The organism is Agrococcus sp. GCM10030265 (genome assembly GCF_042666675.1).
GTDB lineage: Bacteria > Actinomycetota > Actinomycetes > Actinomycetales > Microbacteriaceae > Agrococcus.
Map to the genome: position 1 here is coordinate 569,449 of NZ_JBHTCZ010000002.1, position 21,477 is coordinate 590,925.

21 protein-coding genes are annotated in these 21,477 nt (G+C 73.1%); 8 read left to right on the plus strand and 13 right to left on the minus strand.

The genetic code is table 11. The features are described 5' to 3' along the window. Positions 1-9: 9 nt before the first annotated feature. The 3 genes from ACFQPP_RS06915 to ACFQPP_RS06925 are packed head-to-tail and all read right to left on the minus strand — an operon-like array spanning position 10 to position 3,469. Positions 10-1,323, minus strand: coding sequence for a dihydrolipoamide acetyltransferase family protein (locus ACFQPP_RS06915; protein WP_376915826.1), 1,314 nt, complete (start codon positions 1,321-1,323; stop codon positions 10-12). Further along, positions 1,320-2,348: an alpha-ketoacid dehydrogenase subunit beta gene (locus ACFQPP_RS06920; protein WP_376915827.1), complete on the minus strand. Its 1,029-nt coding sequence runs from the start codon at positions 2,346-2,348 to the stop codon at positions 1,320-1,322. The genes ACFQPP_RS06915 and ACFQPP_RS06920 overlap by 4 nt, the downstream gene beginning before the upstream one ends. Beyond that, the gene (locus tag ACFQPP_RS06925; protein WP_376915828.1) at positions 2,345-3,469 is read right to left on the minus strand and encodes a thiamine pyrophosphate-dependent dehydrogenase E1 component subunit alpha; all 1,125 of its coding nucleotides are present in this window, start codon (positions 3,467-3,469) and stop codon (positions 2,345-2,347) included. The genes ACFQPP_RS06920 and ACFQPP_RS06925 overlap by 4 nt, the downstream gene beginning before the upstream one ends. Before the next feature lie 164 nt (positions 3,470-3,633). On the opposite strand from ACFQPP_RS06925, the gene ACFQPP_RS06930 reads away from it, so the two are divergent. From ACFQPP_RS06930 to ACFQPP_RS06955, 6 genes are all read left to right on the plus strand, one after another. Continuing rightward, positions 3,634-4,104 (plus strand): Lrp/AsnC family transcriptional regulator, encoded by a 471-nt coding sequence (locus ACFQPP_RS06930; RefSeq protein WP_376915829.1) that lies wholly within the window; start codon positions 3,634-3,636, stop codon positions 4,102-4,104. A 61-nt stretch (positions 4,105-4,165) separates the two neighbouring features. After that, the gene (locus tag ACFQPP_RS06935; protein ID WP_376915830.1) at positions 4,166-5,629 is read left to right on the plus strand and encodes a YdiU family protein; all 1,464 of its coding nucleotides are present in this window, start codon (positions 4,166-4,168) and stop codon (positions 5,627-5,629) included. A gap of 96 nt (positions 5,630-5,725) precedes the next feature. After that, positions 5,726-6,391, plus strand: a complete 666-nt coding sequence (locus ACFQPP_RS06940; protein WP_376915831.1) for a GntR family transcriptional regulator — start codon at positions 5,726-5,728, stop codon at positions 6,389-6,391. Beyond that, the gene (locus ACFQPP_RS06945) at positions 6,388-7,896 is read left to right on the plus strand and encodes an MmgE/PrpD family protein (RefSeq protein WP_376915832.1); all 1,509 of its coding nucleotides are present in this window, start codon (positions 6,388-6,390) and stop codon (positions 7,894-7,896) included. The genes ACFQPP_RS06940 and ACFQPP_RS06945 overlap by 4 nt, the downstream gene beginning before the upstream one ends. Next, positions 7,896-8,816 (plus strand): methylisocitrate lyase, encoded by a 921-nt coding sequence (prpB, locus tag ACFQPP_RS06950; protein WP_376915833.1) that lies wholly within the window; start codon positions 7,896-7,898, stop codon positions 8,814-8,816. The genes ACFQPP_RS06945 and prpB overlap by 1 nt, the downstream gene beginning before the upstream one ends. A 25-nt stretch (positions 8,817-8,841) precedes the next feature. Further along, positions 8,842-9,960, plus strand: coding sequence for a bifunctional 2-methylcitrate synthase/citrate synthase (locus tag ACFQPP_RS06955; RefSeq protein ID WP_376915834.1), 1,119 nt, complete (start codon positions 8,842-8,844; stop codon positions 9,958-9,960). Positions 9,961-10,114: 154 nt separating this feature from the next. Here the strand turns inward: ACFQPP_RS06955 and rsfS are convergent, their stop codons facing one another. The 9 genes from rsfS to rplU form a co-directional block, all read right to left on the minus strand. Continuing rightward, positions 10,115-10,483, minus strand: coding sequence for a ribosome silencing factor (gene rsfS, locus ACFQPP_RS06960; RefSeq protein ID WP_376915835.1), 369 nt, complete (start codon positions 10,481-10,483; stop codon positions 10,115-10,117). 5 nt (positions 10,484-10,488) lie between these two features. Further along, the gene (locus tag ACFQPP_RS06965; protein ID WP_376915836.1) at positions 10,489-11,727 is read right to left on the minus strand and encodes a hypothetical protein; all 1,239 of its coding nucleotides are present in this window, start codon (positions 11,725-11,727) and stop codon (positions 10,489-10,491) included. Continuing rightward, entirely contained in the window at positions 11,724-12,320 is a 597-nt protein-coding gene (gene nadD, locus ACFQPP_RS06970) for a nicotinate-nucleotide adenylyltransferase (protein WP_376915837.1), read from the minus strand. Before nadD ends, ACFQPP_RS06965 begins: the two co-directional genes overlap by 4 nt. Positions 12,321-12,332: 12 nt before the next feature. Next, positions 12,333-12,518 carry a hypothetical protein gene (locus tag ACFQPP_RS06975; RefSeq protein ID WP_376915838.1) on the minus strand — a complete coding sequence of 62 codons (186 nt, stop codon included), beginning with the start codon at positions 12,516-12,518 and terminating at the stop codon, positions 12,333-12,335. A gap of 29 nt (positions 12,519-12,547) precedes the next feature. Beyond that, complete coding sequence (locus ACFQPP_RS06980) at positions 12,548-13,786, minus strand: glutamate-5-semialdehyde dehydrogenase (protein ID WP_376915839.1); 1,239 nt, start codon at positions 13,784-13,786, stop codon at positions 12,548-12,550. A 256-nt stretch (positions 13,787-14,042) separates the two neighbouring features. Next, positions 14,043-14,846 carry a glutamate 5-kinase gene (gene proB / locus ACFQPP_RS06985; protein WP_376915840.1) on the minus strand — a complete coding sequence of 268 codons (804 nt, stop codon included), beginning with the start codon at positions 14,844-14,846 and terminating at the stop codon, positions 14,043-14,045. Next, positions 14,843-16,417 carry a GTPase ObgE gene (obgE, locus tag ACFQPP_RS06990; protein ID WP_376915842.1) on the minus strand — a complete coding sequence of 525 codons (1,575 nt, stop codon included), beginning with the start codon at positions 16,415-16,417 and terminating at the stop codon, positions 14,843-14,845. The genes proB and obgE overlap by 4 nt, the downstream gene beginning before the upstream one ends. Before the next feature lie 81 nt (positions 16,418-16,498). After that, positions 16,499-16,756 carry a 50S ribosomal protein L27 gene (rpmA, locus tag ACFQPP_RS06995; protein ID WP_376915844.1) on the minus strand — a complete coding sequence of 86 codons (258 nt, stop codon included), beginning with the start codon at positions 16,754-16,756 and terminating at the stop codon, positions 16,499-16,501. 10 nt (positions 16,757-16,766) lie between these two features. Beyond that, positions 16,767-17,075, minus strand: a complete 309-nt coding sequence (gene rplU, locus ACFQPP_RS07000; protein WP_376915845.1) for a 50S ribosomal protein L21 — start codon at positions 17,073-17,075, stop codon at positions 16,767-16,769. Between the two features lie 157 nt (positions 17,076-17,232). On the opposite strand from rplU, the gene ACFQPP_RS07005 reads away from it, so the two are divergent. Beyond that, positions 17,233-18,336: a DNA glycosylase AlkZ-like family protein gene (locus tag ACFQPP_RS07005; protein ID WP_376915846.1), complete on the plus strand. Its 1,104-nt coding sequence runs from the start codon at positions 17,233-17,235 to the stop codon at positions 18,334-18,336. Positions 18,337-18,404: 68 nt separating this feature from the next. Continuing rightward, on the plus strand, positions 18,405-18,668 hold the full coding sequence (locus tag ACFQPP_RS07010; RefSeq protein ID WP_376915848.1) for a DUF4031 domain-containing protein: 264 nt from the start codon (positions 18,405-18,407) through the stop codon (positions 18,666-18,668). A gap of 63 nt (positions 18,669-18,731) precedes the next feature. Here ACFQPP_RS07010 and ACFQPP_RS07015 read toward each other — a convergent pair whose 3' ends face one another. Then, on the minus strand, positions 18,732-21,179 hold the full coding sequence (locus ACFQPP_RS07015; RefSeq protein ID WP_376915850.1) for an Rne/Rng family ribonuclease: 2,448 nt from the start codon (positions 21,177-21,179) through the stop codon (positions 18,732-18,734). Positions 21,180-21,477: the final 298 nt, after the last annotated feature.

The following is a 21,477-nucleotide window of genomic DNA, read 5'->3' on the forward strand; positions in this document are numbered from 1 at the left end:
CGGCATCCCTCAGCGCCGCGCGAGCGCGAGTCCGGGGTGCTCGAGCAGCGCGCCGACGTCGGCGATGAACGCGCTCGCCTCCTTGCCGTCGAGCACGCGGTGGTCGAACGACACCGTGATCTGCATGACGTCGCGCAGCGCGATCTCGCCGCGATGCTCCCACGGCGTGCGGCGCACGGTGCCGAGCGCGAGGATGACCGCCTCCCCCGGGTTGAGGATCGGGACGCCGCCGTCGACGCCGAAGACGCCGACGTTCGACACGGTCATGGTCGACGACGTGAGCTCGGCGGGGCTCAGCTGGCCTGCGCGGGCGCGCTCCGCCTGCGTGCGGATGCGGCCGGCGAGCTCGGTGGCGTCGAGGAGGTCGGCGTCGTCGACGCTCGCGACGACGAGGCCGCGGTCGGTCGCGACGGCGATGCCGAGGTTGACGGCGCCGTGCACCTCGATCTCGTTCGTCTCGGCGTGGAAGGTGCTGTTGACCTCGGGCGTGCCGGCGGCTGCGAGCAGGATGGCGCGGCACGCCATCGACAGGAACGTCGGCGCATCGCCGCCGCGCGCGCGGGCCTTGAGGTCGGCGACGAGCTGCATCGTCTCGGTGACGTCGACCTGCAGGAACACCGCGGCGTGCGGCGCCGTGAAGGCCGAGTCGGTCATGGCCTTCGCGGTGTGCTTGCGCAGGCCCGACACGCGCTCGCGACGCGATGCGCGAGCGGGCTCGCCGGTGGCACCCGCGGGAGCTGCGTTGGCGCGATCGAGGTCGGCGCGCGTCACGACGCCGCCCTCGCCCGAGGGCTCGATCGACGTCAGGTCGATGCCGCGCTGCCGTGCGAGCGCTCGCACCGGCGGGTAGGCGCGCGCGGGCCGGCGCTCGTCGCGGATGAAGGGCGTCGGCTCGAACGTGCGGCGACGACGCGTCGCGCGTGCTCCCGACCCGAGCTTCACCGAGCCGACGAGCACGCTGACGCGCTCCTCGACGGGCTTCGCGTCGGCGGGCTTGCGCTCCTCGACCGGCTGCGCGGGCGCAGGCTGGCGCTCGGGCTCGGCGGCCTCCGGTGCCGGCGCGGGCGTCTCGGCCTGCGCCTCGGCCCCCTCGACCTCGTACTCGATGAGCGGTGCGCCGACGGCGATCGTCTCGCCCTCGGTCGCGTGCAGGCGCGTCACGACGCCCGCGTACGGGCTCGGCAGGTCGACGACGGCCTTCGCGGTCTCGACCTCCGCGAGGATCTGGTTCAGCTCGACCGTGTCGCCCTCGGCGACGAGCCAGCGCACGATCTCGGACTCCGTGAGCCCCTCGCCGAGGTCCGGCAGCTTGAAGGTGGTCATCGCGAGCCTCCCTGGAGGGCGAGGTCGGCGTCCGAGCGCGAGCTGCGGCGGCCGAGGGTGCGGTCGACGGCGTCGAGGATGCGGTCGACGCTCGGCAGGTACGCCTCCTCGAAGGCGCTGGGCGGATACGGGGTGTCGTAGGCGGTGACGCGCTCGGGCGCCGCCTGCAGCGACGCGAAGGCGCGCTCGACGACGCTCGCGACGAGCTCGGACGACACCGACGACTCCTTCGGCGCCTCGTGGGCGACGACGAGCCTGCCGGTGCGCTCGACGCTCGCGACGACGGTGTCGACGTCGAGCGGCGAGATGGAGCGGAGGTCGATGACCTCGATCTCGATGCCCTCGTCGGATGCCGCGACGGCGGCGTCGAGCGCGGTCTTCACGACGGGCCCGTAGGTCGCGAGCGTCACGTCGCGACCGCGCACGAGGATCTCGGCGGTGTCGAGGTCGCGCACGATCGATCGGTCGACCTCGCCCTTCGACCAGTAGCGCGACTTGGGCTCGAAGAACAGCACGGGGTCGTCGCTCGCGATCGCGGCGCGCAGCGTCGAGTACGCCTCCTGCGGCGTCGCGGCGGTCACGACCCGCAATCCTGCGGTGTGGGCGAAGTACGACTCGGGGCTCTCGGAGTGGTGCTCGACCGAGCCGATGTCGCCGCCGTACGGCACGCGGATGACCATGGGCACGCGCACGCGACCCTTCGTGCGGTAGTGCAGCTTCGCCACCTGCGCGACGATCTGGTCGAACCCTGGGTAGATGAAGCCGTCGAACTGGATCTCGACCACGGGCCGGTAGCCGCGGTACGCCATGCCGATCGCCGTGCCGATGATCGCCGACTCGGCGAGCGGCGAGTCGATGACGCGCTGCGGGCCGTACGTGGCCTGCAGACCGTCGGTGACGCGGAAGACGCCGCCGAGCGCACCGATGTCCTCGCCCATGAGGAAGACGCGGTCGTCCGCCGCCAGCGCGTCGTGCAGGGCGGCGCCGATGGCCTTGCCCAGCTGCATCGTCTCGGGGGCGGTCATGCGTGGTCCTCGGCCTCGATGCTGGCGACGAACGCGTCGTGCTCGGCGAGCTGCCGCTCGAGCCGCTTCGTCGGGGTCGTGTAGACGTGGTCGAACAGCGCGCGCTCGTCGGGCACGTGCACGGCGGTCACGGCCGCGCGCAGCTCCTTCGCCACGGCGTCGCAGCGGATCTTCGCCTCCTCGCGGATGCGCTCGATGGGTGCGCCGACGGCCTCGAGATGGCGCTCGAGCCGCACGATGGGGTCCTTCGCGCGCCAGGCTGCGACCTCGTCCTCGTCGCGGTAGCGCTTGGGGTCGTCGGTCGACGTGTGCGGGCCCATGCGGTACGTCATGGCCTCGATGAACGTCGGTCCGCCGCCGGAGCGCGCGCGCTCGACGGCGATGCGCGTCGCGGCGAGCATCGCGAGCACGTCGTTGCCGTCGACGCGGAGCGCCGGGATGCCGAAGCCGGTGGGGCGCAGCGCGAGCGGGAAGCCCGACTGCACGGCCACGGGCTCGGAGATCGCGTACTGGTTGTTCTGGCAGACGAAGATCACGGGTGCCTGGAAGGCGCTCGCGAACACCATGGCCTCGTTGACGTCGCCCTCGCTCGTGGCGCCGTCGCCGAAGTAGGCGACCGCGACGTCGTCGGAGCCGTCCATCCTCGCGCCCATCGCGTAGCCGGTCGCGTGCAGCGACTGCGCGCCGATGATGATCTGCGGCGTCGCGAGGTGGTGCTCCATCGGGTCCCAGCCCGACTGCTGCACGCCCTTCCAGACGCGCATCGCCTCGCCCTGGTCGACGCCGCGCAGGTACGCGAGGCCGTGCTCGCGGTACGAGCCGAAGACGAAGTCGGTGTCGCGCAGCGCGCGACCCGAGCCGATCTGCGCTGCCTCCTGCCCCTGCGACGGCGGCCACAGCAGCAGCTCGCCCTGGCGGGTGAGCGCGAAGGCCTCCGCGTCGATGCGGCGCAGGATCGAGAGGTCGACGTAGAGGTCGGTGAGCGCGTGCTCGTCGACGTCGCCGAGGTGCGGGTCGAGCAGCTCGCTCGCGTGGCGGCTCCCGTCGGGATGCAGCACGCTCAGCGGCTGGTCGAGACCGGCGGCGAGCGCCGGGTCGGGCGCGGGTACGGTCAGCGACATCGCGGAACCTCCTCGTTCACACGCGCCTCGTGGGCGCATCGCGGGCACCTGGGTGGGGGCCTGCTGCATCCACGCTAGCGACGCGGAGCAGATCGAGCAATGCCGACGCGCGGCGTTGCGCAAGATGCTGCGTCACTACGCCAGCGAGGCGTAGGATGCCCTGCATGCGCGTCGTCGATGACACCGATCGCCGGATCCTGCTCGCCATGACCGAGCACCCCCGCTCGACGATCGTCGCGATCGCCGAGCGGCTCGGCCTCGCCCGCAACACCGTCCAGGCGCGCGTGCAGGCGCTCGAGGCGTCGGATGCGCTGCAGGGCTTCGACCGCAGGCTGCACGCCGAGGCGCTCGGCTACCCGCTCACGGTCTTCATGGCGACGCACGTCGACCAGCCGAGGATCGACCACGTCGTCGCGCAGCTGCGCGAGATCCCCGAGGTCGTGCAGGCGCACGGCATCGCGGGCCAGGCCGACGTGCTCGTGCGCTGCGTCTGCAAGGACGCCGAGGATCTCTACCGCGTGAGCAGGCTCGTGCTGCAGTGCGAGGGCGTCGTGCGCACCGAGACCTGGCTGTCGATGGGCGAGCTCATCCCCTTCCGCCTCGCCCCCGTGCTCGAGCGCGACCTCGGCGCCTGACGGCGTCGCGCAGCGAGCGCGACCCCCTGGCGCGCACCCGCCGTGCGCGTACGCTCGAGGCATGGGTCCTGCACCGCAGTCGTCCATCGCCCTCGAGCGGGGATTCGCCCGCGATCTGCCGGAGATGGCCATCCCCTGGCGGGCTGCCGAGGCGCCCGCCGCGCGACTGCTCGTGCTCAACGAGCGGCTCGCGACCGAGCTGGGCCTCGACCCGGCGTCGCTCCGCAGCCCGGAGGGCGTGCGGATGCTGACGGGAGCCGACGTGCCCGCGGGTGCCGAGCCCGTCGCCCAGGTGTACGCGGGCCACCAGTTCGGCACCTACTCGCCCCGGCTCGGCGACGGGCGCGCCCTGCTGCTCGGCGAGCTGCGCACCGCCGACGACCGGCTGGTCGACCTCCACCTGAAGGGATCGGGGCGCACGCCGCTGGCCCGAGCGGGCGACGGGCTCGCCGCGGTCGGCCCCATGCTGCGCGAGCACCTCGTCAGCGAGGCGATGCACGCCCTCGGCATCCCGACGACCCGTTCGCTCGCGGTCGTCGCGACCGGCAGGCCCGTGCAGCGCGACACGCTGCTGCCGGGCGCCGTGCTCGCGCGCGTCGCGAGCAGCCACCTGCGCGTCGGCAGCGTCCAGCACGCGCGGGCGACGGGCGACGAGGCGTTGCTGCGGCGACTCGTCGATCACACGATCCGCCGCCACCACCCCGACCTCGTCGACGCCGAGGCCCCTGCGCACGCGCTGCTCGACCGGGTCGTCGCCGCGCAGGCATCGCTCGTGGCGCAGTGGATGCTCGTCGGCTTCGTGCACGGCGTCATGAACACCGACAACATGACGCTCTCGGGCGAGACGATCGACTACGGGCCGTGCGCGTTCATGGACGCCTTCGACCCGCAGGCCGTCTACAGCTCGATCGACGTCGGCGGTCGCTACGCGTACGGCAACCAGCCGGGCATCGCGGCCTGGAACCTCGCGCGGCTCGCGGAGGCGCTCCTGCCCGTGCTCGACGACGATCCCGACGCAGCGCTCGCCAAGGCCCAGGCCTCGCTGAACGCCTTCGGCCCCGCGCACGCGAGGCGGTGGAGGGAGGGGATGCTCGCGAAGCTGGGCCTGCCCGCCGAGACGGATGCGGAGGTCGCCTCGGCCCTCGTCGGCGATCTGGCCGACATGCTGCATGCGGCGCGGGCCGACCACACGTCGTCCTTCCGCGCCCTCACATTCGCGGCGCGGGGCGACGAGAGGCGCCTGCGCGCGCTCCTCGACGACGCCGCGGGGCTCGATGCGTGGGTGCGGCGCTGGCTGGCGCTCGGCCCGGACGCGGCGGCGATGGCCGCGAGCAACCCGGTCGTCATCCCGCGCAACCATCTCGTCGAGGAGGCGCTCGCCGCCGCCACCGAGGGCGATCTCGCCCCGTTCGAGCGCCTGCTCGACGCCGTGACGCAGCCCTTCGTCGACCGGCCTGGCTTCGAGCGCTATGCCGAGCCGGCGCCCGAGGCCTTCGGCGCGTATCGGACCTACTGCGGCACCTGACCACTGCATCCACTCCCGCCGCCGTGCGCTCATCTCTGGCGCACTTCTCGAGCGAGTGCATACACTGTGGCAGGAGGACGGCCGACGGAGGATGCGATGCGCGCGAGCGAGCGGGTCTACGCGGCGCTGCGCGACGACATCGAGTCGGGAGCGCTCGCACCAGGAGCCGTCGTCGCCGAGGTCGAGCAGTCGGCGCGGCTCGGGGTCAGCAGGACGCCGCTGCGCGAGGCGATCGACCGCCTCGAGGCCGAGGGGCTCGTCGTGCAGCGCAGCCCGCGCGTCACGGTGGTCGCAGCCCTCGACCTGGCTCGCATCCGCGACCTGTTCGCCGTGCGCCGCGCGCTCGAGGAGGCGGCGGCGAGGCTCGCCGCCGCGCGCGCCGTCGACGACCGCGTCGCCTTCGCTCCCCTCGCCGCCGCCTTCGAGCGCACCGACGCGACCGACGACGTCGCCGCGTACTACGCACGCGTCGCCGAGCTCGACGCCGCCATCGCACGATGCGTCGCCAACGACTTCCTCGCGCGTGCGCTGCAGCCCGTGCGCGCGCACCTCGGCCGCGTGCGCAGGCTCGCGAGCGACCGCCCCGAGCGGCTGCGCGCCTCCGCGGCCGAGCACGCGCTCATCGCCCGCGCCATCGCCGCCGGCGACGGCGACCTCGCCGCCCACGCGACACACGTGCACCTCCATCACGCCCTCGCGAGCGTCGAGCTCGCGCTGACCCCCGACTCGCCAGACGGCGCCGCCACCGGAAGGACCCCATGACCGAGCTCCACCACCTGCGCGCCCACCGCAGCGCCGAGCCCCTGCCGCGCGAGCAGCAGCTCGCCTGGCGCATCGCCGAGGTCGCCACCGATCCCGTCGCGGTCGACGCCGACGTGACCGACATGATCGTGAACCGCGTGCTCGACAACGCAGCCGTTGCGATCGCGAGCCTCACGCGCGCCCCGGTCACCGCTGCACGCGAGCAGGCGCTGAGACACCCGTACGCCCCCGGCGCGACGGTCTTCGGCGTCGACGACCGCGTGAGCCCCGAGTGGGCGGCGTGGGCGAACGGCGTCGCCGTGCGCGAGCTCGACTTCCACGACACGTTCCTCGCCGCCGACTACTCGCACCCCGGCGACAACATCCCGCCCATCCTCGCCGTCGCGCAGCATGCGGGCGCCGACGGCGCGGCCCTCGTCCGCGGCATCGCGACGGGCTACGAGATCCAGGTCGACCTCGTGCGCGCCATCTGCCTCCACGAGCACAAGATCGACCACGTCGCGCACCTCGGCCCCTCGGCTGCCGCGGGCATCGGCACGCTGCTCGGCCTCGATGCCGAGACGATCTTCCAGGCCGTCGGCCAGGCACTCCACACCACCACCGCGACGCGGCAGTCGCGCAAGGGCGAGATCTCGACGTGGAAGGCGCACGCGCCGGCCTTCGCGGGCAAGATGGCCGTGGAGGCCGTCGACCGCGCCATGCGCGGCCAGACGAGCCCCACCCCCATCTACGAGGGCGAGGACGGGTTCATCGCCTGGCTGCTCGGCGGCTGGGAGGCGCGCTACGAGGTGCCGCTGCCCGTGCCGGGCGAGCCGAAGCGCGCCATCCTCGACACGTACACGAAGGAGCACTCGGCCGAGTACCAGGCGCAGGCGTGGATCGACCTCGCCCGCCGCCTCGGCACCGAGCGCCCCGAGCTGCGCGACCCGGCGAACGTCGCCTCGATCGTGCTGCACACGTCGCACCACACGCACGTCGTCATCGGCTCCGGCGCGGGCGACCCGCAGAAGTACGACCCGACGGCGTCGCGCGAGACGCTCGACCACTCCATCCCGTACATCGTCGCGGTGGCGCTGCAGGACGGCGGCTGGCACCACGTCGACTCCTACGCGCCCGAGCGCGCCGCACGACCGGACACCGTCGCCCTCTGGCAGAAGGTCTCGACGCTCGAGGATCCCGCGTGGACGGCGCGGTACCACGACCCCGATCCCGACCGGAAGGCGTTCGGCGGCCGCATCGAGATCGAGCTGACCGACGGCGAGCGCATCGTCGACGAGATCGCCGTCGCCGACGCCCACCCGGCGGGCGCGCGACCGTTCGCGAGAGCCCAGTACCTCGAGAAGCTGCACGCGCTCGCCGACGGCGTCGTCGAGGCCGGCGAGCTCGCGCGGTTCGTCGACCTCGCCGAGCGGCTGCCCGAGCTGAGCGCCGACGAGGTGCGGCAGCTCACCGTCGTCGCACCGTCCGGGCTCATCGTGCCCGGCACCACGCGAGGGCTCTTCTGATGCTCTCCTCCCCCATCGACGCCCGTGCGAAGCGGCAGGCGTTCCGGCTCGGGCTCGCGTCGGGCCGCATCCAGCGCCTCCCCGGTGCGTTCACGCCGCTCTCGACCGCCCTCATCGAGCGACGCGGCTTCGAGGGCGTGTACCTCTCGGGCGCCGTGATGGCGGCCGAGCTCGGGCTGCCGGACATCGGGCTCACGACGCTCACCGAGGTCGCGCAGCGCGCGCACCAGGTGTCGCGGCAGACGTCGCTGCCCGTGCTCGTCGACGCCGACACGGGCTTCGGCGAGCCGATGAACGTCGCCCGCACGATCCACGAGCTCGAGGATGCGGGCGTCGCCGGCCTCCACATCGAGGATCAGGTGAACCCGAAGCGCTGCGGGCACCTCGACGGCAAGGAGGTCGTCGGGCTCGACGTCGCGACGCGACGCATCGCCGCCGCCGTCGCCGCGCGCCGCGATCCGGGCCTCGTCATCATGGCGCGCACCGACGTGCGCGGCGTCGAGGGCCTCGCGGCCGCGGTCGACCGGGCGAAGGCGCTGCAGGATGCGGGCGCCGACGCGATCTTCCCCGAGGCGATGGCCTCGCTCGAGGAGTTCACGGCGATCCGCGCCGCCGTCGAGGTGCCGATCCTCGCGAACATGACCGAGTTCGGGAAGAGCCCGCTGTGGACGGCTCAGCAGCTGGAGGACGTCGGGGTCGGGGTCGTCATCCACCCCGTCTCGCTGCTGCGCGTCGCGTTCGGCGCCATCGAGCGCGCGCTCGACGCGCTCGACGCGGAGGGCTCCCTGGCGAGCCAGGTGCCGAGCATGCAGACTCGGGCCAGGCTCTACGAGCTCAACGACTACGAGGCGTACGCGTCGTTCGACGCGGGCGTGTTCGACTTCGAGGTGCCGGGCGACCCCACGCGCACCCACGACTGAGCATCACCGAGGCGAAGGAGCCGGCATGACCGACCAGGACATCAAGAAGGGCCTCGCGGGCGTCGTCGTCGACACGACGGCGATCTCGAAGGTCAACCCCGAGACGAACAGCCTGCTCTACCGCGGGTATCCCGTGCAGGAGCTCGCCGACACCCAGTCGTTCGAGGCCGTCGCCCATCTGCTGTGGCACGGCGAGCTGCCGAGCGAGTCGGAGCTCGACGCGCTGCAGCAGCAGGAGCGCGGCGACCGGGCGCTCGACCCGCTCACGAGGGAGCTCATCGACCGCTCCCCGGACACCGCCCACCCCATGGACGTGCTGCGCACCGCCGTGTCGGCGACGGGCGCCGACGACCCGGACGCGAACGACGCGTCGCCGACGTCGGACCTCGACAAGTCGGTGCGCCTGCTCGCCCGCATCCCGGCGATGGTCGCGTACGACCAGCGTCGACGCCGCGGCCAGGACCTCGTCGCGCCGCGCGACGACCTCGACTTCTCGGCGAACTTCCTGTGGATGACGTTCGGCGAGGAGCCGGAGCCCGTCGTCGTCGACGCCTTCCGGCGCTCGATGGTGCTCTACGCCGAGCACTCGTTCAACGCGTCGACGTTCACGGCGCGCGTCATCACGTCGACGACGGCCGACCTCTACTCGGCGGTCGTCGGCGCCATCGGCGCGCTGAAGGGCGCGCTGCACGGCGGCGCGAACGAGGCCGTCATGCACCTGTTCGACGAGATCGGCGTCGCCTCGCAGGTCTCCGGATGGCTCGACGTGGCGCTCGCCGAGAGGCGCAAGATCATGGGGTTCGGCCACCGCGTCTACAAGCAGGGCGACTCGCGCGTGCCCACGATGCGCGCTGCCCTCGACCAGCTCGTCGAGCACTACGGCGCCCAGGACATGATGGCGCTCTACGAGGAGCTCGAGCGCGAGTTCGTCGAGCGGAAGGGCATCCACCCGAACCTCGACTACCCCTCGGGCCCCGCCTACCGCCTCATGGGCTTCGACACCCCCACGTTCACGCCGCTCTTCGTCGCGTCGCGCATCACGGGCTGGACGGCGCACGTCATGGAGCAGGCGGCGTCGAACGCGCTCATCCGCCCGCTCGCGGCGTACGACGGGCCCGACGAGCGGCACGTCCCCGGCGCGTAGCGCACGTGGCCGCCTCCGCCTGCGGAGGCGGCCACGCCGCCGGGCGTGGCGTCGCGGCGGCACGTGCAGGCGGCCGGTGCGGCGTCGGCCGGGCGAGCCTCCGTCTGCGCGGTGCAGCCGGCGAGACGCAGCCCGCGCGACGCGGCGGCGCGGCTCAGTCGGCCGTGGGCAGGTCGAGCGGGATCACGGGGCAGTCGCGCCACAGCCGCTCGAGCTGGTAGTACTGGCGCTCCTCCTCGTGGAAGACGTGCACCACGAGGTCGCCGAGGTCGATGAGCACCCAGCGGCCGTCCGCACGGCCCTCGCGCCGCAGCGGCTTCGCACCGAGATCGAAGAGGTCGTCCTCGATCGCACGCGCGATCGCGGAGACCTGACGCTCGGAGGTGCCGGTGGCGAGCAGGAACGCGTCCGTGAGCGGCAGGCGCTCGGAGACGTCGAGGCCGACGAGGTCGGTCCCCATGACGCCGTCTGCCGCCTTCGCGGCAGCCTGGACGAGCTCGATGGAACGATGGGTCGCAGTCAAGGGGTTCAGATCCAGCCGACGATGAAGGCGATGACGGTCACGGTCACCGCGGAGATGCCCACGGCGCCGCCGACGGCGACGACGAGGGGGACGACGTTGCGCGAGCGGCGCTGCGGCGCGATTCGGACGCGGGCGTTCGCGTAGGAGGACACGGCGCGCGACGCGCGCACGGGCTGCGTCTCGGGGCTGCGCACCTCGCCGCCGTCGTCGGCCGCGTCGACGTCGGAGGTGTCGATCGTGCCGCGGCTGCGGCCCGACGACGCGAAGCCGTCCGGCAGGTCGATCGAGCCCGTGACGATGACGCCGTCGGCGGTCTCGACCGTGATGGGCTCGTGCGCACCGGATGCGGGCAGCACGAGCGCGTTGGCCGTGATGGTCGACGTGCCGGTGCCGACGCTCGAGGCGCTGATGGCGCTCGTGTCCTCGCGCAGGTCGGCGATGTGGTGGCGCGAGGTGTCCTCGACGACGTTGACGATGACGGGGAGGCGACCCGTCGCACGCGACGGGCCGGCCTGCGTCTCGACGTCGTCCTCGTCGCCGGCGACGGGGCGATCGTCCTCCAGCAGCGCGGGCGTCGACTCCGCGATGCGGCGCGAGGACACCGGCGCGTCTGCGACGACGACCTCGTCGATCTCGAGGCGGTCGATCTCGGCGTCGTCGACGGTGTCGAGCTCGTCGACCTCGATGCGCGGCATGGGGACGCCCTCGGGGCGCGTGGGCTCCGGACGGTCGCCCTGCAGGTCGGCCAGCACGTCGCCGATCGACTCCGGCGCCTCCTGCTGGTCGTCTGCAGCCTGCTCGACGGGCTGCTCGTCCGCGGCAGGGCTGCGACGGCCGAAGAACCGGCCGAAGCCGGTCGGTGCGGGCTCGGGGGCGGGCTCGGCGGGCGGTGCCGCGTCGGGCACGACGGTCTCGGATGCGGCGGGCACGCCGGCGACGGGCGCGTCGGACGCCGGGGCCGACTGCGGTCGCAGGTCGGCGATGAGCTCGGAGACGTCGATGGCCTGCGTCTCGTCGGGCTCGCCCGTCGGGCGGGACTCGGACGCGGCGGGCGCCTCGTCGGTCTCGGGCGTCGCGGCCTCGAGCGGCTGCGACGCCACCTGCTCGTCGGCGGTGGGCTCGGGAGCGGGGCTCTCGAGGCTCGACGCGTCGACGGCCGGCGTCTGCCCCGTCGCCTCGGCAAGGGCGCGCTCGCGCTCCTTGCGTTCGCGGCGCGTCAGCGGCGGTCCGTCGTAGTCGGTCATGCGTCGATCATCCTGTAGAGAGCGTGCTTGGTGATGTATTGAACCACCCCATCGGGGACGAGATACCACACCGGGTAGCCGGCTCCCACACGGGCTCGGCAGTCGGTGGACGAGATGGCGAGCGCGGGAACCTCCAACGAGGATACCCGGTCTCGCGGATAGCCCTGCACCGACAGCTGATGGCCCGGCCGGGACACCGCGACGAAGTGCGCGAGATCCCAGATGCCCTCGACGTCCTTCCACTCGACGATCGACTGGAACGCGTCGGCGCCCGTGATGAAGAAGAGGTCGGCGTCGGGGTGCAGCGCGCGCATGTCGCGCAGCGTGTCGACGGTGTAGGTAGGCCCTGCGCGGTCGATGTCGACGCGCGACACCGTGAAGCGGGGGTTCGAGGCCGTCGCGACGACCGTCATGAGGTAGCGGTGCTCGGCAGGGCTCGCGTCGGCCTTCATGTACGGCGTGCCCGTCGGCACGAACACGACCTCGTCGAGCTCGAAGTGCTGCGCGACCTCGCTCGCGGCCGAGAGGTGGCCGTGGTGGATGGGGTCGAACGTGCCGCCCATGATGCCGAGGCGGCGGCGGCGAGTGGCCATCGGGTGGATGACCTAGAGGTGACCGGAGGTGTTCTGGGTGCTCTGAACGAACTTGTGGCTGTGCCGGTTCGCGACGTCGCGGTACGAGTGCGTGACGATGCCCATGATGATGAAGACCGCCGCGGCGATGCCGCCGACGATGTACGGCATGATGCCGGGATCGCTGTGGTGCTCGGTCGCCGCGAGGAGGAGGTCCATGCCCTCGATCCTACCCGGGGCGAGGGCGCTCAGGCGCGCACCTGGCCCGTGCCGCGCACGAGCCACTTCGTGCTCGTCAGCTCGGGCAGCCCCATCGGGCCACGCGCGTGCGCCTTCTGCGTCGAGATGCCGACCTCGGCGCCGAAGCCGAACTGCCCGCCGTCGGTGAAGCGCGTCGAGGCGTTGACCATCACGACGGCCGAGTCGACCTCGGCGAGGAAGCGCTCGGCGGCCGCGGCGTCCTCGGTGAGGATGACGTCGGTGTGGTGGGTGCCGAAGCGCTCGATGTGGTCGATCGCGGCGTCGAGGTCGTCGACGACGCGCACGGCGACGTCCATCGACAGGTGCTCGGTCGCCCAGCCGTCCGGGCCGAGGGGCTCGGCATCGGCGACGTCGCCGTCGGCGTGGACCGTCACCCCGGCGGCACGCATCGCGTCGACGACGACGGGCACGGCCGTGTCCGCGATCGCGCGGTGCACGAGCACCGTCTCGAGGGAGTTGCACACGCTCGTGCGCTGCGTCTTCGCGTTCAGGAGCAGCGGGATCGCCAGCGCGAGGTCGGCCGCGGCGTCGACGAAGGCGTGCACGACGCCCGCCCCCGTCTCGATTACGGGCACCTGGGACTCGCGCACGACCGTCTCGATCAGCGAGGCGCTGCCGCGCGGCACGAGGAGGTCGACGAGCCCGCGAGCACGCATGAGCGCCCTCGCCCCGTCGCGTCCGAGCGCGTCGATCGTCTGCACCGACTCGGCGGGCAGCCCCGCGCCTGCGACCGCGCGCTGCATCGTCGCGACGAGCACGGCGTTCGTGCGCTCGGCCGCGCTGCCGCCGCGCAGCACGATCGCGTTGCCCGAGCCGAGCGCGATGCAGGCGAGGTCGACCGTCACGTTCGGCCGGGCCTCGTAGATCGCGCCGACCACGCCGAACGGCACGCGCACCTCGGTGAGCTCGAGCCCGTTGTCGAGCGTGCGCGACCGCGTGACCTCGCCGACGGGGTCGGGCAGGGCTGCGAGCTCGCGAGCGGAGGCCGCGAGGGCGGCGACGCGGCCCTCGTCGAGCGCGAGGCGGTCGAGCAGCCCCTCCGCGAGCGTGCCGCGACCGCGCTGCAGGTCCTCGGCGTTCGCGGCGACGATCGCGTCGACCGAGGCGTCGATCGCGTCGGCGATCGCCTCGATGGCGGCGCGGCGCGGCGCGGTGCCGGCCACGGCCAGCACGCGCGCGGCGCGGCGGGAGGCGTGCAGCAGCGTCTCGAGCTCGATCACGGACACGATCCTAGGCCGCCACGCATGAGCCGCCGGCGTCGTCAGGGCCGGAGCCACGGACCGAGCACCGCGGCGTGCTGGCGCTCGTCGCCCGGACGCTCGTCGGGGACGACGGTGGGTCGCCGTCTCGCACCGTGCGCGCCGCGCTCGACGAGCGCCGATGCGACGTCCACGCGAGGCGGACCCCACGGTCGCACGAGGCCGGCGGCCCCCTCGCGCGCCACGATGGCGCGGGCGCTCGGTGCCGAGCGCTCGCGGAGGCTCACGCCGAGCGGACGGACTGCGCCTGCCTTGCCTCGAAGACCGTGCCGTGATCCTCCCCGGCGAGCGCGCCGGCGAAGAGGTGCGTCGCGGTGAGCAGCACCTCGACGCCTGCGTCGGTCGCGAGGCGTGCCGCGTCGACCTTCGTGCCCGCTCCCCCGGTGCCGACGGCCGACTGCGAGACGCCGAGCGTCACGCCGTCGAGCCCGTCGCCGTACGGCACGCGCGGGATGCGCGTCGCACCCGGCGTGCCGGGGGGCGCCGTGTAGAGCGCGTCGACGTCGCTCAGCAGCACCAGCCGGTCGGCGTGCACGAGCCGCGCGACGAGCGCGGCGAGCTGGTCGTTGTCGCCGAAGTTGATCTCATGCGTCGCGACCGTGTCGTTCTCGTTGACGATCGGCAGCATGCCGAGGCCCAGCAGCCGCTCGAGCGCGTTCAGCGCGTTGACGCGATGCTGGTCGACGCCCATGTCGCTCGCGGACAGCAGCACCTGGGCCGCGATGATCTCGAACCGGTTGAGGCTGCGCTGGTACCGGTTCATGAGCACGTTCTGCCCGATCGCGGCGGCGGCCTGCGTCGTCGGCAGGTCGCCGGGCCGCTCCTCGAGCCCGAGGAACGGCAGGCCGGTGGCGATGGCGCCGGACGAGACGAGGATGACGTCGGCACGCGCGCGCAGCGCGGCGATGTCGTCGACGAGCATCTCGATCTGCCCCCGGTTGTCGCCGGAGATCGACGACGAGCCGACCTTCACGACGATGCGCTCGGGCACCGCCTCCGCGACCGCGTCGACGACCGCGTCGCTCACCGGCCGTCCTGCTGCTCGTCGCCCGTCTCGCCGTCGCCGGAGGCGCGCTCGCCGCGGGGCACCTCGACGTCGAAGCCCTCGTCGTCGACCCACAGGCCGGCCTTGCGCTCGCGCGCCAGCTCGTCGCGGGCGGCCTGCTTCGCATCCATCCGCTCGTGGTAGCCGGCACGGCGCTCGGCGGTCGTCTGCCTGCCGGGGCCGTAGAGGCGCAGGTCGGTGCCGCGATCGCCGAGCTCGGCCATCGACGTCATCGTGGGCTCCCAGTCGAAGACCATGCCGTCGCCCGGTCCGATGACGACCATCGAGCCGGGCACCGCGCCCGCCTTCACGAGCGCGTCCTCGATGCCGAGACGCGCGAGCCGGTCGGCGAGGTAGCCCACGGCCTCGTCGTTGCGGAAGTCGGTCTGCTGGATCCAGCGCTCGGGCTTCGCCCCGCGGATGCGGTACAGCGTGCCGTGCGTGCCGCCCTCGGCCTTCACGGTGAAGCCGGAGTCGTCGATGGCCCTCGGACGCAGCACGATGCGCTCGGGCTCCGGATCGGCCGCACGCTGCGCGCGGTCGGCCTCGACGAGCTCGGCGAGCGCGAACGAGAGCTCGCGGAGCCCCGTGCGCGTCACCGTCGAGATCTCGAGCACGCGGTAGCCGCGCCCCTCGAGGTCTGCGCGCACGAACGCGGCGAGCTCTGCGGCGTCGGGCACGTCGACCTTGTTGAGCGCGACGAGCTGCGGACGCTCGAGGAGCGGCGTCTGCCCCTCGGGCACCGGGTAGGCGCCGAGCTCGCCGAGGATGACGTCGAGGTCGGAGAGCGGGTCGCGGCCCGGCTCGAGCGTCGCGCAGTCGACGACGTGCAGCAACGCGCTGCACCGCTCGACGTGGCGCAGGAACTCCAGCCCGAGGCCCTTGCCCTCGCTCGCACCCTCGATGAGACCGGGGACGTCGGCGATCGTGTACCGCGTCTGCCCCGCCTCGACGACGCCGAGGTTCGGGTGCAGCGTCGTGAAGGGGTAGTCGGCGATCTTGGGGCGCGCGGCGCTCAGCGCAGCGATGAGGCTCGACTTGCCGGCGCTCGGGTAGCCCACGAGCGCCACGTCGGCGACGGTCTTCAGCTCGAGGCCGACCGAGTGCTCCTGGCCCTCGGTGCCGAGGAGCGCGAAGCCGGGAGCCTTGCGCTTCGAGGAGGCGAGACGCGCGTTGCCCAGCCCGCCCTGACCGCCCTCGGCGACCACGACGCGCATGCCGGGATGCGCGAGGTCGGCGAGCGGCTCGCCATCCGCATCGGTGACGACGGTGCCGACGGGCACGGGCAGCACGAGGTCGCCGCCCGTGAAGCCCGTGCGGTGGTCGCCCATGCCCGGCCCGCCGTTGGCGCTCGAGCGATGCGGGCGACGGTGGTACTCGAGCAGCGTCGTGACCTGCGGGTCCGCGACGAGCACGATGTCGCCGCCGTCGCCTCCGTCGCCGCCGTCGGGGCCCGCGAGGGGCTTGAACTTCTCGCGGCGCACCGACACGCAGCCGTGGCCGCCGTTCCCTGCCGTCAGGTGCAGTGCGACGCGGTCGACGAACGTCGCCATCGGGTCCTCCTGGGATGCAGCGAGGGGGCGGGCATCAGCCCGCCCCCTCGCGTGAGTCTTGCGTGCGTCGCAGTCCGTGGACTACGCGGCGACCTCGACCACGTTGACGACCTTGCGGCCGCCCTTCTGACCGAACTCGACCGCACCGGGCGTCAGCGCGAACAGCGTGTCGTCGCCGCCGCGTCCGACGCCGGCGCCGGGGTGGAAGTGGGTGCCGCGCTGACGGACGAGGATCTCGCCCGCCTTCACGACCTGGCCGCCGAAGCGCTTGACGCCGAGGCGCTGCGCGTTCGAGTCACGACCGTTGCGGGTGGACGATGCGCCCTTCTTGTGTGCCATTGCTGCGCTCCTACTTGATCGAGGTGACCTTGAGGCGCGTGAGCTCCTGGCGGTGGCCCTGGCGCTTCTTGTACCCGGTCTTGTTCTTGAACTTCTGGATGACGATCTTCGGCCCGCGCAGGTCGTTCACGACCTCGGCCGTGACCGTGACCTTCGCGAGGCCCTTCGCGTCGGACGTGACCGACTCGCCGTCGACGAGCAGCACGGGAGCGAGCTCGACCGTGCCGTCCTCGGACGCCGCGATGCGGTCGACGACGAGCACCGAGCCCACCTCGACCTTCTCCTGACGCCCGCCGGCGCGCACAACTGCGTAGACCACGTGAATCCCTCACTCGGTATGGATGGAAAGCCTCTGGCGCGCACGAGCGGATCGCGCAGGCGCCAACGGACGACGATACAGGGTGATCACGCACCCGGTCAAACGGCGACACGCGCCGCGAGCCATCGCGTCCGACCTCAAGCATAGGGTCGGTCGCATGGTCTCCCGTGCAGCGACGCTCCGAGAGATCCCGCTCGTCGATGCCCGTCGCATCGCCGTGCGGGCGCAGCTGCTCGACGCGCGGCCCGCATCCGACCTCCTCGCGGTCGTCGAGCACCTGGGCCTGCTGCAGGCCAACGTGACCGACATCGTGATGCCCTCGGCCGAGCACGTCGCGTGGACGCGGCTCGGCGACGACCTCGCCTACGCCGACGTGCGCCGTGCCGTGGAGGTCGAGCAGCGGCTCTTCGAGCACCTGGGCCAGCCCACGCCCGTCGAGCCGCTCGCCGTCGCGCTGCGCCCGACGGCGCTGCTGCCCGAGCTGCTGCCCTCGATGCGGTCGTGGGCCGACGACCATCCGCGCGTCGCCGCCTGGGTGCATGACAACGCCGCCTTCCGCGACCGCGTGCTCGCGCTGCTGCGCGACGACGGGCCGCTGCCGCAGGGGCAGGTGCCGGACACGGCCGAGTGGCCCTGGGACTCGAGCGGCTGGAACGCGAACCGCAACGTCGCGATGCTGCTGGAGCACCTGCAGTGCTCGGGCGTCGTCGCCGTGGTCGAGCGCATCGGCGCCGAGCGCGTGTGGGATCTCGCCGAGCGCGTCCTGCCCCCTGCGGAGCCGCTGCCCGCCGACGAGGCGGATCGGCGCAGGCACGAGCGCGTGCTCGGCTCGCTCGGCATCGCGCGGCCGCGCGTCGTCGGCGGCGTCGGAGAGCCCGTGCGCGTCGAGGGCCTGCGCGGCGACTGGCGCCTCGATCCGGCGGCGACGGCCGAGGGCTTCGCCGGGCGCGTCGCGGTGCTGTCGCCGCTCGACCGCCTCGTCTTCGACAGGCGGCGCATGCGCGACCTCTTCGCCTTCGACTACGCGCTCGAGCAGTACACGCCCGCCGCGCGGCGACGCTGGGGTGCCTTCGCGCTGCCCGTGCTCGACGGCGACGCGCTCGTCGCGAAGGTCGACGCGCGCCGCGACCGCGACGCCGGCGCGCTGCGCGTCGCGGCCCTCCACTGGGACGTCGAGCCCGATGCGCGGCTGCGCGAGGGGGTCGTCGCCGAGCTCGCGAGCATGGCGGCCTTCCTCGGCGTGCGGCTCGCGATGCCGTGACGCGGGTCGCGCTCCCCCATCGGCGAACGCAGGGCGCCGACGCGCCATCCACGCGGTAGCGTCGCGCCATGGCCATCCTCGTCGACGAGCCCCGGTGGCCGAAGCACGGCACGACCTGGGCGCACCTCGTGAGCGACGCGTCGCTCGACGAGCTGCACGCCTTCGCGCGACGCGCAGGGCTGCCCGAGCGCGGGTTCGACCGCGACCACTACGACGTGCCCGCGGAGCGCATCGACGATCTCGTGGCGCTCGGCGCCTCGCCCGTCACCGGGCGCGAGCTCGTCCGCAGGCTGCTCGCGAGCGGTCTGCGCGTGCGCCCGCGCGACCGCTGACCGGCCGGGATGCACGAGGGCCCCGCGACCTGATGGTCGCGGGGCCCTCGTACGCGGCGTCGGCTACTGCTCGTCGGGCTTCGCCGTGACGATGCCGCCGCTCGACGCACGGCGGCTGCGACGCGCGGCCTTGCCGGTGCCGGCGGCAGGCGCCGCGAGGGCGTCGAGCGCGCCGGAGAGCAGGCCCTCGACGTCGCGCGAGCGCTGCGGCTCGGCGGACGGCTCGTCGCGCCGCGGCGCAACCGGGATGTCGAGGATGGTGAGATCCGGTGCCGCGGGCGCCTGCGCGGACGCCTCGACAGCCTCGCGCTGCTCGCGCTGGGCTCGGGGCTCGCGCTCGGCGCGCGGCTCGCGCTCGGCGCGCGGCTCGCGCTCGGCACGGGGCTCGCGCTCGCCACCCAGGGCGCGCTCGTCGCGACCCTGCCTGGTCGACGCGCGGCGGCTGCGGCGCGGCTGCTGCTCGCGCGCAGGGCGCTGCTGCTGCGTCTGCTGCTGCGTCTGCTCCTGCTCGGCCTGCGGGGCCGCGCCATCGTGCTCGTCGTCGACGTGATCGCGACCCTTCGTCGCAGCCGCCATCTGCGAGAGACCCTTGCGAGCATCCTCGGTGATCGCGTGCGTGCCCTGCTGCTGCGAATGCTGCTGGTGCTGCTGCTGCGGCTCCTGGCGCTTGCCGCCACGGCGACGCCCGCTGCCCTCCGAGCCGTTGCCTCCGCCGCCACGCGACTTCGAGACGGGCTCGTGGTGCACGATGAGGCCGCGACCCGCGCATGCATCGCACGTCTCCGAGTACGCCTCGAGCAGACCGAGCCCGAGGCGCTTGCGCGTCATCTGCACGAGGCCGAGGCTCGTGACCTCTGCGACCTGGTGCTTCGTGCGGTCGCGAGAGAGGCACTCGATGAGGCGTCGCTGCACGAGGTCGCGGTTCGACTCGAGCACCATGTCGATGAAGTCGATGACCACGATGCCGCCGATGTCGCGCAGGCGCAGCTGCCGCACGACCTCCTCCGCAGCCTCGAGGTTGTTCTTCGTGACGGTCTCCTCGAGGTTGCCGCCCTGGCCCACGAAGCGGCCGGTGTTGACGTCGATGACCGTCATGGCCTCGGTGCGGTCGATCACGAGCGAGCCACCGGACGGCAGCCAGACCTTGCGGTCGAGGGCCTTGTCGATCTGCTCCGAGACCCGGAAGTGGTCGAAGGGGTCGACGTCGAGCTCGAAGGCCTCGACGCGCTCGAGCAGATCGGGCGCGATGGCACCGAGGTACTCGCGGATGGTCGACAGCGCCTCGTCGCCCTGGATCACCATGCGCTCGAAGTCCTCGTTGAAGACGTCGCGGACGATCTTCACGAGCAGGTCGGGCTCGGCGTGCAGGCGTGCGGGCGCGTTGCCCTTCGCCGTCTGGTCCTGGATCGACTGCCACTGGCGCTTCAGGCGCTCGACGTCGCGCGTCAGCTGATCCTGGGTCGCGCCCTCGGCGGCGGTGCGCACGATGACGCCCATGTCGTCCGGCAGCACCTCCTTGAGGATCTTCTTGAGACGTGCGCGCTCGGTGTCGGGGAGCTTGCGCGAGATGCCGTTCATCGATCCGCCCGGCACCGAGACCAGGTAGCGGCCCGGCAGCGAGATCTGGCTCGTGAGGCGGGCGCCCTTGTGACCGATCGGATCCTTCGTGACCTGCACGAGCACGGTGTCGCCCGGCTTCAGCGCGAGCTCGATCTTGCGCGGCTGGTTCTCGAGGCCCGCGGCCTCCCAGTCGATCTCGCCCGAGTAGAGCACGGCGTTGCGGCCGCGGCCGATGTCGACGAACGCGGCCTCCATGCTCGGCAGCACGTTCTGCACCTTGCCGAGGTACACGTTGCCGATGAGGCTCGTCTCGGACGACTTCGCGACGTAGTGCTCGACGAGGATGCCGTCCTCGAGCACCGCGAGCTGCACGCGGTCGTGGCGCGAACGCACGACCATCGTGCGCTCGACGGCCTCGCGCCTGGCGAGGAACTCGCTCTCGGTCACGACGGCGCGGCGACGGCCGGCGTCGCGTCCCTCGCGGCGTCGCTGCTTCTTCGCCTCGAGTCGCGTCGAGCCCTGCACCTTCTGCGGCTCGGTGATGAGCGGGCGCTCGGCCTGGCGCTCCTCGCGGGTGCGGCCGCGACGGCGACGACGGTTCGAGCGGGGCTCGTCGTCATCCTCGTCGTCCTCGTCGTCGCGCTGCTGCGGCTGCTGCGACGGCAGCGCGGGCAGCGGCGCGAGGCTCGCGAGGTCGGGCGCGAAGAACTGGATCGCGAACGGCAGCGCACCGGCCTCGCGCTCGGGGAGCGTCACCTCGGCGGGCCCCTCGAGCCCCGGCTCGTGCCCGGGCTCCGGCTCGTCGGCGGCCGGCGGCGCCTGGGCGTCGTGCTCCGTCACCGGGTCGTCCTGCTGCGGCACCTCCTGCTGCGCGGCCTCCTGGGCGGCCGCGGCCTCGGTGCTGATGTCGTCGTGGTTCGCGTCTGCCGACGCGTCGTGTGCATCCACCATCGCTGGCGTACTCCTCGACACCGGCTGGGCCGGTGCACTCCTCGTGCGTCGGGCTGCGCCCGTCGCGAATCCGTGTGGGCTCGTGCGGTGTCGCACGGCATCTTGCGTCTCTTCGGAGCTGGCGATCCGACACCCCCTCGCGGGGGCGGCCCGGTGTGCCCGGTCAAATCTGCGGCGCTCGTCGCGCCGGCACCCACGATACCCCACGGCCTCCCGGAAGCCCGTGAGGCCGTGCAGGCCGCCTCGTCGGGCACCTCCGAGGGTCGGCGGATGCATAGGCTCTGCTGGTGGAATCCCC